The organism is Salinibacillus xinjiangensis (genome assembly GCF_009649735.1).
GTDB classification, from domain to species: domain Bacteria; phylum Bacillota; class Bacilli; order Bacillales; family Alkalibacillaceae; genus Salinibacillus; species Salinibacillus xinjiangensis.
The window spans coordinates 24284-40887 of record NZ_WJNH01000020.1 but is presented as its reverse complement, the minus strand read 5'-3'; the positions used below and the strand labels follow the sequence as shown (position 1 = coordinate 40887).

Annotated in this window: 13 protein-coding genes, 9 tRNA genes and 1 rRNA gene; 20 read left to right on the top strand and 3 right to left on the bottom strand. The window is 38.2% G+C overall.

Annotated elements, in window-relative coordinates:
• The first annotated feature begins 273 nt into the window (after positions 1-273).
• From rrf to GH754_RS18935, 18 genes are all read left to right on the top strand, one after another.
• Positions 274-389, top strand: a 5S ribosomal RNA gene (gene rrf / locus GH754_RS19020).
• 103 nt (positions 390-492) lie between these two features.
• Positions 493-567 (top strand) — tRNA-Asn (locus tag GH754_RS19015).
• Between the two features lie 3 nt (positions 568-570).
• A tRNA-Thr gene (locus GH754_RS19010) sits at positions 571-643 on the top strand.
• Between the two features lie 22 nt (positions 644-665).
• Positions 666-737 (top strand) — tRNA-Glu (locus GH754_RS19005).
• Positions 738-772: 35 nt separating this feature from the next.
• A tRNA-Val gene (locus GH754_RS19000) sits at positions 773-848 on the top strand.
• Positions 849-863: 15 nt separating this feature from the next.
• Positions 864-948, top strand: a tRNA-Tyr gene (locus GH754_RS18995).
• A 7-nt stretch (positions 949-955) separates the two neighbouring features.
• A tRNA-Gln gene (locus GH754_RS18990) sits at positions 956-1030 on the top strand.
• 41 nt (positions 1031-1071) lie between these two features.
• Positions 1072-1144 (top strand) — tRNA-Lys (locus GH754_RS18985).
• Between the two features lie 11 nt (positions 1145-1155).
• A tRNA-Gly gene (locus GH754_RS18980) sits at positions 1156-1230 on the top strand.
• 16 nt (positions 1231-1246) lie between these two features.
• A tRNA-Ala gene (locus GH754_RS18975) sits at positions 1247-1322 on the top strand.
• 438 nt (positions 1323-1760) lie between these two features.
• A complete protein-coding gene (gene rocF / locus GH754_RS18970; RefSeq protein ID WP_153730232.1) occupies positions 1761-2663 on the top strand; it encodes an arginase in 903 nt (300 codons plus the stop codon).
• A gap of 304 nt (positions 2664-2967) precedes the next feature.
• A complete protein-coding gene (sigW, locus tag GH754_RS18965; protein WP_153730231.1) occupies positions 2968-3531 on the top strand; it encodes an RNA polymerase sigma factor SigW in 564 nt (187 codons plus the stop codon).
• Between the two features lie 198 nt (positions 3532-3729).
• Positions 3730-4350: a zf-HC2 domain-containing protein gene (locus GH754_RS18960; RefSeq protein WP_153730230.1), complete on the top strand. Its 621-nt coding sequence runs from the start codon at positions 3730-3732 to the stop codon at positions 4348-4350.
• 179 nt (positions 4351-4529) lie between these two features.
• Positions 4530-5348 (top strand): diadenylate cyclase CdaA, encoded by an 819-nt coding sequence (gene cdaA, locus GH754_RS18955; RefSeq protein WP_153730229.1) that lies wholly within the window; start codon positions 4530-4532, stop codon positions 5346-5348.
• A complete protein-coding gene (locus GH754_RS18950) occupies positions 5341-6576 on the top strand; it encodes a CdaR family protein (protein ID WP_153730228.1) in 1236 nt (411 codons plus the stop codon). The genes cdaA and GH754_RS18950 overlap by 8 nt, the downstream gene beginning before the upstream one ends.
• A gap of 165 nt (positions 6577-6741) precedes the next feature.
• Entirely contained in the window at positions 6742-8097 is a 1356-nt protein-coding gene (glmM, locus tag GH754_RS18945) for a phosphoglucosamine mutase (protein WP_153730227.1), read from the top strand.
• 456 nt (positions 8098-8553) lie between these two features.
• On the top strand, positions 8554-10359 hold the full coding sequence (gene glmS / locus GH754_RS18940) for a glutamine--fructose-6-phosphate transaminase (isomerizing) (protein WP_153730226.1): 1806 nt from the start codon (positions 8554-8556) through the stop codon (positions 10357-10359).
• A 673-nt stretch (positions 10360-11032) separates the two neighbouring features.
• Entirely contained in the window at positions 11033-11398 is a 366-nt protein-coding gene (locus tag GH754_RS18935; protein WP_153730225.1) for a hypothetical protein, read from the top strand.
• Between the two features lie 148 nt (positions 11399-11546).
• Here the strand turns inward: GH754_RS18935 and GH754_RS20020 are convergent, their stop codons facing one another.
• Positions 11547-12485 (bottom strand): DMT family transporter, encoded by a 939-nt coding sequence (locus GH754_RS20020; protein ID WP_323742116.1) that lies wholly within the window; start codon positions 12483-12485, stop codon positions 11547-11549.
• An 89-nt stretch (positions 12486-12574) separates the two neighbouring features.
• Entirely contained in the window at positions 12575-13129 is a 555-nt protein-coding gene (locus tag GH754_RS18925) for a prolyl-tRNA synthetase associated domain-containing protein (RefSeq protein WP_153730224.1), read from the bottom strand.
• 128 nt (positions 13130-13257) lie between these two features.
• Between GH754_RS18925 and GH754_RS18920 the strand changes: the two genes are divergently transcribed.
• Positions 13258-14127: a LysR family transcriptional regulator gene (locus GH754_RS18920; protein WP_153730223.1), complete on the top strand. Its 870-nt coding sequence runs from the start codon at positions 13258-13260 to the stop codon at positions 14125-14127.
• A gap of 552 nt (positions 14128-14679) precedes the next feature.
• Positions 14680-14880, top strand: coding sequence for a hypothetical protein (locus GH754_RS18915; RefSeq protein WP_153730222.1), 201 nt, complete (start codon positions 14680-14682; stop codon positions 14878-14880).
• Between the two features lie 1323 nt (positions 14881-16203).
• Here the strand turns inward: GH754_RS18915 and GH754_RS18910 are convergent.
• Positions 16204-16500 (bottom strand): nuclease-related domain-containing protein, encoded by a 297-nt coding sequence (locus tag GH754_RS18910; protein WP_153730221.1) that lies wholly within the window; start codon positions 16498-16500, stop codon positions 16204-16206.
• Positions 16501-16604: the final 104 nt, after the last annotated feature.

Genomic DNA, 16604 nt, shown 5'->3' with positions numbered 1-16604 from the left:
TGAGGTAGATAGGTCCGAGGTGGAAGCGTGGTGACACGTGCAGCTGACGGATACTAATCAATCGAGGACTTAACTTAAAACCAAAAGCGGAGACGACCGGTTAGGTCCGACCGCATAAGCAGAATACCTGTAGTGGCGGTCTATGCCACGGAAGGGATTATGCTTATGACGGCGAGGACCTGGGAGTCGGAGCTAGCCGCACAAACGCAAACGTCATCTTGATTCACTTCTTATCTAGTTTTGAAGTTACTAAAAAAACTTCAAAAACATATGTCCAGTAGCAATAGCGGAGAGGTCACACCTGTTCCCATTCCGAACACAGAAGTTAAGCTCTCCAGCGCCGATGGTAGTTGGGGTTTTTCCCCTGCGAGAGTAGGACGCTGCTGGGCTAGATATTATAAGTTATGACAACTTAGGTGTGAGTCAAGCACATTACAACTTGAGTTTTACAGCTATAACTATGAATTGCTAGTACCATATTTTTGAGATTATTCCACCGTAGCTCAGTGGTAGAGCAATCGGCTGTTAACCGATCGGTCGTAGGTTCGAATCCTACCGGTGGAGCCATATGCTTCCATAGCTCAGTCGGTAGAGCGCTTCCATGGTAAGGAAGAGGTCGTCGGTTCAAGTCCGGCTGGAAGCTCTCAAAATTTCATTTTAAGAATGGCCCGTTGGTCAAGTGGTTAAGACACCGCCCTTTCACGGCGGTAACACGGGTTCGAATCCCGTACGGGTCATCAAAACATTAATAGGATTATATATCCTATTTTTCGGAGGATTAGCTCAGCTGGGAGAGCACCTGCCTTACAAGCAGGGGGTCGGTGGTTCGAGCCCGCCATCCTCCACCATTAATTTAAATAGTTGGAGGGGTAGCGAAGTGGCTAAACGCGGCGGACTGTAAATCCGCTCCCTCTGGGTTCGTAGGTTCGAATCCTACCCCCTCCACCATTTATATTGGGCCATAGCCAAGCGGTAAGGCATCGGGTTTTGATCCCGTGATGCGCTGGTTCGAATCCAGCTGGCCCAGCCATTTTTATTTTTGTAAAGCAATTGTTCCACTATATTAAATACGAGCCATTAGCTCAGTTGGTAGAGCATCTGACTTTTAATCAGAGGGTCGGAGGTTCGAATCCTCCATGGCTCATCACATCACCTGCGGAAGTAGTTCAGTGGTAGAACACCACCTTGCCAAGGTGGGGGTCGCGGGTTCGAATCCCGTCTTCCGCTCCAGAGTATACATAATTATGGGGCCTTAGCTCAGCTGGGAGAGCGCCTGCCTTGCACGCAGGAGGTCAGCGGTTCGATCCCGCTAGGCTCCACCAATACATATAATAGAACAAACTGACACGATTCTTAAACCGTGTCAGTTTTTTTATATTTATACCGCGGATGTTAAAGTGACATTAGATACATTCCTATTTCAGCATTTATCCACCGCTTTTTAGTTAATAAAAATCTGACTTTGGTAAAATACCGCATATTTTTAGCATAAAACTACACATCTTTAGCTGAAATTCAACTCTTCAGCAAACTATCTATTATCTTTAGCGATAGTCTTATGATGTTTAGCACATGTCACTCCCGCCACTCCCCTGTCCCACACCACAACCCATTCTCCCTCACCACGACCACCTCGCAACCGCAAGCGCTCCAACCTAATAGCATCACGCACGCCGTATATATATACAAAATCCTGTCCAGTTGAATCATTCCACCAAGTCTATCTAAAATAAGAGTAGAACATAGTAGGAGGAGTTTTTATGAAAAAACATATTTCAATTATTGGGGTACCTATGGATTTAGGACAAAATCGACGAGGAGTCGATATGGGACCAAGCGCAATTCGGTATGCTGGAGTGATTGATCGATTAGAGCGTTTAAAATACAAGGTAGAAGACCTAGGAGATATTCCAAGTCCCACCCCAGGACGGAATCAAAAAGATGATGAAAGTAACTTGAGGAATTTAAATGAAGTGGCTGAAGGAAATATCAACTTGGCTAAGACTGTAAGCGATTCCTTTTCAAAGGGGCATTTTCCACTTGTGCTAGGTGGCGACCATAGTATAGCTATTGGTACACTTGCGGGTGTTTCAAAGCACGCAGATCAATTAGGGGTCATATGGTACGATGCCCATGGTGATTTAAATACTGGTGAAACCTCACCATCAGGTAATATTCATGGCATGCCTTTAGCTGTAAGTTTAGGCATCGGGCATGAAAAGCTTACTCAAATTGGGGAGTCAGGTCCAAAAATTCGTCCGGAAAACATTGTTATTGTTGGGGCACGCTCTTTAGATGAAGGAGAGAAAGAATTAATCAAAGAAAAAGGCATTAAAGTTTATACGATGCATGAGGTTGATAGACTGGGAATGTCTCAGGTTATGAGTGAAACGATTGATTATTTAAAGGAAAGAGTACAACATGTTCACCTCAGTTTAGATTTGGATGGATTAGACCCAGAGGAAGCACCTGGTGTCGGTACACCAGTTGTGGGTGGCCTTAGCTATCGTGAAAGTCATTTAGCGATGGAGATGCTGGCAGAGGCAGATATCATTACTTCAGCTGAGTTTGTCGAGGTCAATCCAATATTAGATGAAAAAAATAAAACTGCATCCATTGCAGTTGATTTAATGGGTTCTCTATTTGGTGAAAAATTGCTATAATTGAAAATGTTAGGAAGCGCAGGGTGATGTTAATAGCCTTTGTTTTTCTTATTCATTAATCCAACTTCAGCAACTTGTGTGTACACAGGTTGCTGGTTTTTATGTTTCTACTATCGGAATATAATTTTATAATAGCAAATTGAGGGCGCATGCGTTCTCTTAATGGTATATGGTATAAAAGTATTTAAAGTTGTTATCACCTTAGGTTCAAACTTCTGGCCAAAAAGTTTTAAAAAAGTGAAACCTGATTTGTGTGGTGTTCGTACATATATAGAACCCGCAGAATCAAGCGGAGGTACAAAGGATGGAAACCATAATTAAACAAAAAATACGCCAGGTCAAACAAGGTGATCAATCTGCATTTGAGGATATTGTGAATTTTTATCAAAAGAAGGTGTTTCAGGTCTGCTACAGGATGCTAGGGAATATCCATGAAGCAGAGGATATGGCACAAGAAGCGTTTGTTAGAGCCTATACGAATATCCACTCCTTTGACGAAAAACGAAAGTTCTCCACTTGGCTATATCGAATCGCGACGAACTTGTCTATTGATCGGATTAGAAAAAAGAAACCAGATTATTTTCTTGATGCTGAAGTTAAAGGGACAGAGGGACTAACGATGTATTCTCAGCTTTCAGATCAGAATCCATTACCAGATGAGGAAATGGAAAGTTTAGAGTTACAAAGTTACATTCAGAAAAAAATACTTTCCTTACCCGAAAAGTACCGATCGATAATCACATTACGTTATGTTGATGATTTGTCATTGCAGGAGATCAGCGAGGTATTGGATATACCGATGGGAACCGTAAAAACCCGAATACATCGTGGTAGAGAAGCCTTACGCAAAAAGCTTCGCGATTTATAAAAGCTAGTATAATATTCAAGTATGTCTAGCTCCAGCGCTTACCCCTCGGGGATAAGCCAATCCTGATCACGGGCAAAGAGCGCCACGTCAGGGCTTGTCTGAGCACTAAGGAAATCTTCTTAGTGTAATCATCACAGAAAAACAAGTGAAATTCTTGTTTCGAAGGCGCTTGCGCTTTTCTTGTAAAGGAGTGAAACTATGAGCTGTCCTAAGCGTTACATTGAAATGATGCATAAATACCTCGACCATGAGATAACGAAAGAGGAAGAAACGGAGTTAAAAGACCATTTAATGAAATGTGAAGTGTGTCAGCTCCATTTTCATGAGTTAAAAAGAACGGAAACTTTGTTAGAAAGCCCTCCACATGTTCAGGTTTCTCCCAACTTTACTGAACAAGTGATGAACAAATTACCAAAAGAGAAAAAATCCATTAGCTATAAAAAGTGGCTAAAGGGTCATCCTATATTCACAGCTGCGGCCATCTTTTTTATCTTAATGTTAACCAGTGCCTTTTCACTATGGAGTCAAGATGGGCAGTTAACGGTGTCTAAACAACAGGGCATCGTGATTGAAGATGATACGGTCATCATACCTGAGGGGAAAGTGGTTACAGGTGATTTAGTTGTGAAAAACGGAGATGTCATAGTGGAAGGAAAAATTGAAGGGGATCTTGTTTTAATCAATGGAAACTTGATTAGTAGTAATGGTTTGTTGGCTTCAGCGGGAGAAGTGACCGGACAGATTGAGCAGGTGAACCAAATTTTTGAATGGGTATGGTATCATACGAAAGAGACATTTCGTAGTATCTTTTCATTTTAGGTTTGTTATCATTTAACAATCATTACCTAAAAGCCGCTATTCAAAAGCGGCTTTTATTTGCGTCCTTCTTTAATATTACATGAATAAACGTTTAAAGGCTGATAACTAAAGGTAATATGATATAATAAAGACAGTTTTAAGGATTCAAGATTAAAACAACGGCAGAAGGAAGTGTGCGCATGCTTGATGGGGGATTTGATTTCGTAGAGCTTTTACGAATTGTAATAGATGTCGCCCTAGTATGGTTCGTTTTATATAAATTATTCATGCTGATTCGGGGTACAAAAGCGGTCCAGCTTTTAAAAGGCATATTTGTCATATTGGCTATTTTTCTCCTGAGCTCATTGTTTCAACTTCAAACCGTAAGATGGTTGATGTGGCAAGTGCTCATGTGGGGGCCATTAGCTGTCATTATCCTGTTTCAGCCAGAGTTAAGGCGGTCACTGGAGCAATTAGGAAGAGGTAAATTCTTTGCTAGGAACAGCCAATCTGAAGAAGAGGAAATGAACGATTCCATCGAAGCGATTATCAAATCATGTAAATATATGGCAAAGCGTAGAATTGGTGCTTTAATCTCAATAGAACGAGAGACAGGCATGAGTGACTACGTAGAAACGGGAATTAAAGTTCACGGGAAACTTACCAACGAACTGCTAACCAATATTTTTATTCCCAATACGCCGCTACATGATGGGGCGGTCATTTTAAGAAGAGATGAAATTGTCGCTGCCGCATGTTATCTTCCGTTGTCTGAAAGTCCTTTTATCTCAAAGGAATTAGGAACTCGTCATCGGGCGGGTCTGGGTATAAGTGAAGTTACGGATGCACTTACCATTATTGTATCTGAAGAAACGGGATCCATTTCATGTACTAAAAACGGCGAGCTGCATCGTAATTTAGAGGAAGAAGCATTAAGAGAGATTTTATTCAGCGAATTAAATCCAGTATTTGCCCAAACGACAAAGAGTTGGAACTGGAGGGGGAAGAAAAATGGATAATTGGTTACGATCCCCTTGGGTCATTCGAGGTATATCATTACTATTAGCTGTTGCACTCTACATATCTGTTAGTTTGTCAGAAGATAACGCAAATGGGCTAGAAGACACACTTTTTCCAAGTGGATCAAGTGAAACAGTTACGATGAATAGTATTCCGTTACAAGTCCGAATAAATGAAGAGAAATATGTCGTAAAAGGTGTACCTCAATATGTCAATGTTTCGATTGAAGGATCTAAGAGCGCCATCACATCCACTGAAAGGGTGCGTTCGTTTGACGTCTTTATCGATCTCGAAGGACTTGAACCAGGCACCCATGAGGTTAATGTGCAGCATGCTGGATTTTCAAATAATTTATCTGTTTTTATTGAACCCGAAACCGTTGAAGTTGAGATTGAAGAAAGATTAACGAAGGAATACAAAGTGGATACCGAGTTGATGAATCGGGATCAAATAAATGAAGGGTATATCCTTGGCGAACCAACCGTTAAACCCGCAACGGTGAAGGTTACAGGTGGGAAGTCAGAGGTTGACAAAACGGCAATGGTTAAAGCGATTGTAGACTTAACAGGGGTGGAGGATGAAATTGATATAGACAATGCTCCTGTCAAGGTTTATGACCAGCAAGGAAATGAGTTAAATGTTTATGTAGACCCATCAACAGTTGGTGTTGAAATCCCTGTAGAGGTTGGACGAAAAGAGGTACCACTTCAAGTCAGCACGGAAGGTGAACTTCCTGAAGGTTTAAGTCTACAATCCATTACAGCAAACCCAGAAGTAGTGGCTGTTTTTGGACAAGAGTCGGTATTAAACTCGATTGAGAATATTTCAAATTTAAGCGTCAACCTAGCGGCAATTTCAGAGGATAAAACGGTAGAATTAGAGGTGCCAATTCCACCAGGAGCAACTAAAGTAGAACCATCCACTGTAGAGGTTGAGGTAAACGTTGAAGAAACACAGGAAAAAATCATTGACGAAATTCCAATCCAGGTGGAAAATCTAGAGGATGGACGAGATGTTACGTTTATCTCGCCTGAAAACGGGACAATCAATCTAAAGGTATCAGGAACAGCGGAACAGCTGGAGGAAATTACCGCTGAGAACTTTGTGGCGACTATTGATGTAGAAGGATTTTATGAAGGTGAATTTGAAACAGAAATTAAGATCAGCAATCCTGAAGAATATGTGATAACATCAAACTACAATAATGCACGAGTTCGCATAGAGTAAATACAATGTAAAAGGAACTAGTCTGGTAACAGGGCCCAGCCACTCGGGACCTAAGTCATGCCTTTAAGTGGTACCATCCACCATTTTTAAGGTGAGACCTATTAAAACCGTGGCTGAGTAAGGCCCTTCCACTTTTTTAAACAAGGACGAAGGAGCGATCATAATATGGGAAAATATTTTGGTACGGACGGTGTCAGAGGCGTCGCAAACAAAGAATTAACACCAGAATTAGCATTTAAAGTTGGCCGTTTTGGAGGATATGTTTTAACCAAAAATACGGATAGCCAACCTAAAGTTTTAATTGGCCGTGACACCCGTATCTCTGGCCATATGCTGGAAGGTGCATTAGTAGCAGGCCTACTTTCCATTGGAGCCGAAGTCATGCGAATGGGCGTAATCTCAACACCAGGAGTAGCATACCTAACAAAAGCGCTTGGAGCAGATGCTGGTGTTATGATTTCAGCTTCTCATAACCCTGTTGAAGATAATGGTATTAAATTTTTTGGTCCAGATGGCTTTAAGCTAACAGATGAGCAAGAGAATGAAATTGAAGCGCTCATGGACCGTGAAGAAGATGATCTTCCTCGTCCTATTGGCGGAGAAGTGGGTCAAGTGAATGACTATTTTGAAGGTGGACAAAAATATCTTCAACATTTAAAACAAACAGTAGATTTTGATTTTGATGAGCTTCATGTGGCTTTAGACTGTGCACACGGTGCCACATCATCCTTAGCACCACATTTGTTTGCTGATTTGGAGGCTGAGATCACAACTATAGGTTCTTCACCAGATGGGTTAAATATTAATGACGGTGTCGGTTCTACCCACCCAGAAGCATTACGGGAGGTTGTCATCGAAAAAGGCGCTGACGTTGGTCTTGCTTTTGATGGTGATGGGGACCGACTTATTGCTATAGATGAAAAAGGCAATATTATTGATGGCGATAAAATCATGTATATTTGTGGTAAGTACTATAAGGAAACAGGCCGACTTAAACAGGATACAGTTGTTTCCACAATCATGAGTAATATTGGTTTTTATAAAGCAATCGAACAACAAGGTATGTCTAGTGTGAAGACAGCTGTCGGAGATCGTTATGTGATGGAAGAGATGCGTAAGAGCGGCTATAATCTTGGTGGGGAACAATCAGGCCATATCATTTTCCTTGATTACACGACAACTGGTGATGGTATGCTTTCTGCCCTACAGCTTGTGAATGTTATGAAGGATACGGGCAAACCATTATCAGAGCTAGCTGCTGAAATGGAAAAGTTTCCACAAGTATTGAAAAATATTAAAGTAGTCGATAAACACCAAATCCATACGAATAAAATAATTCAAGAAGAAATCAATAAAGTCGAGGAAACGTTAGGTGATGATGGAAGAGTGCTTGTTCGTCCATCAGGTACAGAGCCCCTCGTTCGGGTAATGGTTGAAGCTCCTACAAAAGAAGATTGTGAGAAATATGTAGAACAGGTTGCCAAAGTTGTTCAACAGCAACTAGGCATGACGGAAGTATAAGAAATGCGCAGGTATCACAATGGATGATGCCTGCGCATATTGTATATTATTGAAATCAAAAAAATTATTGACTAGTACTCTCCCATTCGGATAAAATTGTAATTGCATCTCGCGAGTTATTGTGACTTTTTAACAAACAATACTAGGCAGGTGTTATTTTGGAATGGAAAAGGAGGATTGTTGAAAAAGTTCTTTATAAAGCGCCAGGACTAAACCACATCGTTAAATGGTTTAGTTGACGAGGAGGAGGTTCATCGAGTCTTCGGCGGATGCCTCCCGGTTGTTTACATCTCAACCGTTATGTTTTGAACGAAAACAAAGAGGTGACTCTTTGCACAAACGTTTGAAACAAGATGAACGATATAAATAAAAAACGCGAGAAAGGGGCAAACGACGCCCCTATTGAACCAAATAGTACTTTGTTTGCCCCTTTCAAAAGAGGGAGGAAACACAACTATGTGTGGAATTGTAGGTTATATAGGACATCAAGATACGAAAGAGGTACTATTAAATGGTTTAGAAAAGCTTGAATACCGTGGATATGATTCAGCGGGTATTTCAGTTTTAAATGATCATGGAGTTCACGTCTTTAAAGTAAAAGGACGAATTGCAGCATTACGTGAAGAAGTAAATGAAGACGTTTCTTCAACAATGGGAATCGGCCATACACGTTGGGCTACACATGGAGCGCCTAGTGTAGAAAATGCCCATCCGCATCAAAGTACGTCTGGTCGTTTTACCCTTGTTCATAACGGTGTCATTGAAAATTATATGGACTTACGTAATGAGTTTTTAAAAGACGTTGAACTAAAAAGTGAAACCGACACGGAAGTCATTGTTCAGTTAATCGAAAAATTTGTTGAGCAAACAAATGACGTAGCAGAGGCCTTCCGTAAGACAGTTGGTATGCTTCATGGTTCATATGCCATTGCCTTAATTGACGAGAACAACGAAGACCAAATCTTTGTGGCAAAAAATAAAAGTCCACTATTAGTAGGGCTAGGCGAAGAAGGATTCAATGTAGTTTCAAGTGATTCATTAGCCATGCTACAAGTGACCAATCAATTTGTTGAGTTAATGGACCAAGAGGTTGTCATTGTCGAGCGTAATCAAGTAGAAATTCAAAAGCTTGACGGTACTGTTGTGGAAAGAGAACCATTTGTAGCGGAAGTTGATGCGAGTGCTATTGAAAAAGGAACATATCCACACTTTATGCTAAAAGAAATCGATGAACAGCCACTCGTCATTCGTAACATTGTTCAAGAATATAGAAATGAAAATGATGATATAAAATTAGATGCTGATATTCGTAAAGCCATGACGGATACGGATCGTGTGTATATTATTGCCGCCGGAACTAGCTATCACGCTGGTTTAGTTGGGAAACAATTCATTGAAAAGCTTGCAAATGTTCCTGTAGAGGTTCATGTTGCCAGTGAGTTTTCTTATAATATGCCATTACTGTCTGAAAAACCACTATTTATCTTTATCTCCCAAAGCGGGGAAACAGCAGATAGTCGTTCTGTACTCGTGCAAATTAAGGAAATGGGTCATCCAGCCCTTACAATTACGAATGTTCCAGGATCAACCCTTTCTCGTGAAGCAGATTACACCTTGCATCTTCATGCAGGGCCAGAGATTGCCGTTGCATCAACAAAAGCCTATACAGCTCAAATTTCAGTCTTAGCTATACTGGCCGTTGATACAGCCAAAGCAAAAGGTATAAAACTTGATTTTGATCCACTTCAAGAGCTTGCTATTGTATCATCCGCAATGGAAGCTTTATGTGATCAAAAAGAAGAGTTTGAAAAAATTGTTTCTGAGTTCCTTGAGACAACACGAAATGCGTTCTTTATTGGCCGCGGAGTCGATTATTTTGTCGGCCAGGAAGGTGCGTTGAAATTAAAAGAGATTTCTTACATTCAAGCTGAAGGCTTTGCAGGAGGAGAACTAAAACACGGAACCATTGCATTGATTGAAGAAGGAACACCAGTCATTGCGCTTGCCACGCAAGCAAACGTGAACTACTCCATTCGCGCAAACGTCCAAGAGGTAGTTGCGCGTGGTGCCAATGCCTGCATCATCAGCATGGAAGACCTAGCAGAGGAAGGCGATACCTTTGTCGTTCCTTCTGTTCATGAATTACTAACACCACTGGTTTCTGTGGTACCACTACAATTAATCGCGTATTATGCAGCATTGCATCGTGATTGTGATGTGGATAAACCAAGGAACTTGGCTAAGAGTGTGACAGTTGAGTAAAGAGTAGTTTGATTAGATTATGTGTGTAAAAGTACAATTAAGATGGCAAATGACAAATAAAGATGGTAAATAGCGAATAAAGATGGTAAGTTACGAATAAAGATGGTAACTGTAAACTGAATAACCTAAAATGCGTTGTCTAAATATAGACAGCGTATTTTTTTATGTGTAAGAGCTTATGTCAATAATCCAAAAATTTGATTGCTTTTCTGTAAGATCATTCTTCAGAAAACGGGACAAGATTGTGGAGAAACTCTTGTATTACGTAGTAGACGCTTACTGTGACATTACATTTCGTTTTTTGAATGGATGTACTTTAAAGTAAAGAGACTTATTTATAAGTTAAGTAGTTCCGTTTCGGTGGAGAAACATACGAAATAGCATATAAATTAGCAGACCAAATCACATATGATTTGGTCTTGTCTTTTTCCCTTGTATTTCAACGATTATTGGTTTTTAACGCTTGAATTAGCATACAAAATCGCTCCCCAAATAGCATAATGTCAATAGCTGTTGTCAATGTACTTTTTCCTATGCGAATTTGTATGTAATTTTCAATGCTGTTTTTTAAAACCAAGAGGATAATTGTTATTTTATGTTAAAATGAATATAGAGTTTGTGAAAGAACGTACTTAAACTAACGAAGCAGTAATGTTCAACAAGGGGATTTTCATTGAAGAAAATTATATTAGGAATAGCAATAACGCATATTATACTTAACTTAATTGGCTGTTCAAAAAAAGATGACCTTCCTTTAGCTTTGCCAGGTGAACAATATAAAATCATTTATGTTACTTTAGATAATTCGCCAGGTAACGAATACCATGGAGAGAATCATCAATGGCTACTGGAATTTACTAAAAATAAGGGCGATGATTTAAGCCTTATTGTAAATGGTTTAGAAGGAGTACAAGATATTGCACCTACTCTAAATGCCAAACAAGCACCTTATGTGTATATTCTAAGTAGTAAGGAAATGGTTTTAGAAACATCTGATTTTGAAGAAGCAAAGAGTTTCCTTGAAAAAAATGCTTACTAAGTTGTTCAACTATTGGGAGCGTTAGTTCAAGAAGAGGTCATTAAATTCATAATAAAAGGAGCTTGAATTATATCCAAGCTCCCTTTTAATTGTGGTATTTTCGCTGTTTTTTGGTGTTTTGTACTCCAAAACCGAACCCGTTAGTATATTATCCTATACTCTTTTTTGTTTTGTTTATCCGATTATGCTTTTTTGCCCATAGTTTTTCAATATAACCTGTCCCAAATAGAACTCCAGCTACAATAAACACAAATCCAATTAATTGTGAAGCTGTAATGGTTTCATTTAAGAAAAGTACGGAGAATACAAGACCAAAAAAAGGAACAAAGTTATTAAATATGGCTGTTTTACCTGCTCCTATCTGCTGGATCGCTGCATAAAAAACTATATACCCCACACCTGTTGCCAATACCCCTGACACAATAAATAAAAAGTAAACAAATAAAGAGGCTGAAGTCATTTCATGGAATCCTTTAGGTTCAGTTATTAAACTAATAATCAACAAACCTATTGAGCCTAATAAATACATTATTGTTGTTATCTGTTTTGAATCAAGAGTTGCTGTTGCCTTTTTTACAAAAATAAAACTAATGGCTTGGACGAACATAGCAATAAATAAAAGCAGTTCTCCTTTAGATAATTGCATATTATTGAATGAGCCACCTTGAATAAAAAAGACTCCAGTTAATGCGAGGATAAATCCTATGATTCGCAATTTTGTTAATTGTTCACCTAAAAAGAGGACGGCAAGTATTGCTGTTGTAAGTGGTACTAATGATAGAATTAAAGAAGCATTCGAAGCATCAATCATTGTTAAGCCTATTGCTATAAGCGAGTGATGTAGAATGACACCAAAAACACACCCGAGTAGTGTATAAATCCATTCCTTTTTCGATAAACGACGAATTGATTTTCCAAGAATAATTATGATTAATGCAGTAATTCCAGCCATCATAATTCGAAATGCCGTCATTGTTTGAGGAGGTAAATCTTCTACCAAAACCTTAATTAAAACCATATTAAGTCCCCAAATAGCTGTGACAAAAAATACTAAACCATAAATTAAAAATAATCGCTTTTGATCCACAAACTTACCTCCTTTGAACCTTAATAAATCTGAACAGATTATATTTCACAGATTATTAACCTGTTATTAAAACAAAGTATTTATCACCATTATTTTTCTGAATTTTCCATTTCAATCACAGTCGGAATGTGGTTTGTATAGGGTAGGAAATTATGAACAATCTCCTTTGTTTTGACCTTCATATATCCGGTTGTAGTCCCATCGCTACATCCATACCATTCTTCCAAAAGTACGTCCTTATCAAAAACAACTTGCACAAGATTCTTTTTGTCCATTAACACACCAAATACAGTAGCAGCACCGATTTTTACGCCCAAAATCTTTTCCATCTGTTCCGCTGGGGCCAAGGATACGCGAGAAATACCAAGTGCATTGCTGAAATCTTTTGATTTGAATGGCTTATTTGCGGTAGTTATAAATAAATAGAATTCTGTCTTTTTCCTATTGCAGAGTAACAGCGTTTTTACCATTTTCATATCCAATTTCTGATTGATCTCGATACAGTCCTCCATTGAAATGGCTTCATCTGTATTCACTCGTTCAAATGAAATCTTTAACTTTGTCAATGTTTCATAGACCATTTCTTGAAGCAGAGACTTATAGTTGTCTGGAACAGTTTTCATAACTTCACTCACAAATAGCATCTTTATTTACCTCTTCCTTTCCAAACTTGAATCTTTAATAGTAATAACATATCATGTTCTCATGTATTACAAAAACGAATGTTTGTCATGATGCGCATGACAAAATCAAATGGGAAAGGAAAAGTGAAATGAATATCCAAAAATATATGGCATTTGTAAAAGCAGCAGAATATGGTAGTTTCACAAAAGCTGCTCAAAGCTTGGACTATACACAGTCTGGGGTAAGCCGTATGGTTAATGATTTAGAAAAAGAATGGGGGGTTTTCCTTTTTGAAAGAGGACGTGCCGGTATCAGTTTAACCTCAGATGGCTTAAAGTTACTACCTCAATTAAAGCGAATCTGTAATGAGCATGGAATCTTAACGACACAGATTGAAGAGTTACACGATATGCAGTCTGGTATGATTCGTATTGGTACATTTTCCAGCGTAGCATCCCACTGGCTCCCTAACATGATTAAGATTTTTAAGAAGGACTATCCAAAGATTGATTTTGAGCTTCTGCTTGGTGACTATACTGAAATTGAAAGTTGGATTTTAGATGGACGTGTTGATTTCGGATTTGTGAGGATCCCTTCAAAAAAAGAACTTGAAACAATCTTTTTGGAGAAAGATCGTTTGTTGGTAGTGATTCCACGAAATCATCCGCTTGCTAATTGTGAAAAATTCCCTATTAATGATTTATTAAACAATCCATTTATGTTATTGGAAAAGGGAGCAAAAGCAGAAATCTCTGAAATTTTTGAGATGCACGATATTTCACCGCAAGTTCATTTTACAACGTGGGACGACTATGCAATTATGTCTATGGTGGAAAATGGGCTAGGAATCAGTATATTACCAGAATTGATTTTACAGCGAATACCTTACAAAATTATAGCGAAAGAGCTTGAAGTTCCTGCATACAGAAATATTGGTATTGCTATGAGAGAGCAAAAATCACTTTCACTTGCATCCAAGAGATTTTTAAGATATTTACCATATAGAAACAGGGAGTAATAAAGTTGCTAAACACTTCATTTTTTAAGCCTGATTTCTGTTATCACTTACTTAAACACTTACAGTCTGTTTGAAATGTATCAAATCAGTGTTCTCACATATACTTAATAACCTTATATTACGAACGGGGTCTTATTTTTTTGAGGAAGATAAACTAACAAGAGGAAGTCACATGCTGCGCAGTACAAATAAACTGAGCATTAAAACCAAATCTATTGTGCTAAATATTTTTGAAAGAATGTACTTAAAGTAACGGGTGCGTATGTTGAGTAAAGGATTGTCAATTATTTAATGGCAATCCTTTACTTTTTGGTGAATCTTAAGGAAAATTGGAATTTTATGTTAGAATATAAATACGGTAACACAGAAATTACAGAAGGGGCATAACCTAATTAGTTATGTCCCTTTTGTAGAAGTTGTTACTATTCCTATTCTAAATAACCAGATTAAATGAAAATAAGTTAGGTGGAATTAAATGATTGATTTAGACTTTACGAAAATAAGGAACCATGACGGAAGCCAAGATAACGGTTTTGAAAGTTGGTTTGTCAATTGGCTCACCTGACCCCGCCTGAAGATGTAGATTACTTTGCGAGAAAGGAAGGGGCTGGTGGTGATGCTGGTGTTGAGTGTTATTGGAAGCTAAAAGACGGCACAGAACATGCATGGCAAGCTAAATATTTCACCGATAACCTATCAACAAGCTTTGTGGATAAGGAGAGCCATCTTCAAAATCATTTTCATATATATTGATAAGTATGAACCCTTGTTTAAAAGTCATGATTTTTTGGAATTAGCATGCATTAGTTGTGGAATAAGACCTGGAGATTATAGAACTGATAAAAATAAACCGGTCTGTGAAGAATGTTTAACCAGCTTCGAAGTTTGTACAGGTTGTGGAAAACTTTTTGAAATCGGCACATTACCTGGGTCTAAATGTTTGGATTGTGATGATTGATAATTGATATTATTTGAAAAGAAATCGTGTTTTTCTTGGATTGCTATGCAGCATCATTTCAGTTCTCAATTACAATGATATTTAATAATAAGATATGTGGGTAAAATCAAATAGGGAATCTCAGTTACCAACATAAATGTCATCGTTATGATATAGAAAAAATCAGGTTACCAACATTAATGTAAGTTGTAAAAACACCCATAAACCCCTAAACCCTTGGTATCAAGGGTTTCTTTAGTTACCAACATTAGTGTCCGTGAACAGAACCTTAGTGTGGATTTATTCATACTAAGGTTCTTTTTTGGATTCATGGCGAGTGAAACAGCTGAGGAAGAGAGAAAACGCCCGTCATATGAAGTTCATGACGAGCGAAACATCGGGGGAAGAGAGAAAACAACCGTCATCTGGGCCCCATGACACACAAAAAACCACTGAAATAAGAAACTCGGTCGTCATGAATCCCTCATGACGACCGACCAGCACCTTCTCTACAGTTTTCTTCATCATTAACATAATAGGAAAACCTACCGTGACCCAAAACCTTAAAATGGTTTCTAAGAACTCGGCTAATTGTATACTTTGAGGGTATAACGCTACACCATTCATAAATAAAATTGGTTGTTACCTATCTTTCAGGAAATAAAAGTTGATATTATTCCCGGACAGATCTTAATATAGAAGAATCAACTTTTTCAATATGACCGGAATGATTAAACACTAGTTGTCTGCTTTTGAAAGAAGATAAAGGGGTGTTGCACGATAAACAAGCGATTCCTTTATTTAATTGATCAAAGTCATAACTGGGTAATCGATCAAATGGGGAGTTCTTTATATGAATTGATACTAGCTTTTTTGCGAGTTGAGTATGTTTTTTATTAATCTTGGTTGAAGATAATTGGAGCTGATTCATAAAACGATTAACTTGTGTAGGTAAGATAATGGGTAGATTTAGAGGTGCATGAAATAAAGTGAACTCAGGGTTGATAAAAATGATGTATGATTTAATTTGAATGTCAATGCTATAAACTTTGAAGTAATTGTCGAAGCATGGATTCACATCTTTTCAATTGAAGCACAGGATTCTTTATTTCCCTTCCAGAAGATGTGTGCCATTTTTCTTAATTAATATAATAATCTCCTTCATAATTTTTTACTTCAAAGAGATATATTTTGTTCTGAGAGAATAGGAGAGTATCAATTTGAAAGACGGTGTGATTATGTTCCAGTAGCAGGTCATGAATAATGACTTTTTCACAGGGTAGACTTTCTAACCTATCAGCAAATATCTTCTCTCCTTTATACCCTTTCTGAAGGTATAAATAATGTTGCTTTTCCTTTGTGGATAACTCCATTCTTGAATTTAATAATCGTAAAAGCTGTAATTCTCTGTTTTCATGGTAAGGTTTGATAACCATTAGACACTTCCTTTCGTTTAAATAAATCTGCTAGATGTTAATATTTGTATTCGTTAGATTCATATTATGTAAAATTAACCATTTCTTCAAGTCCCATCTCAAAA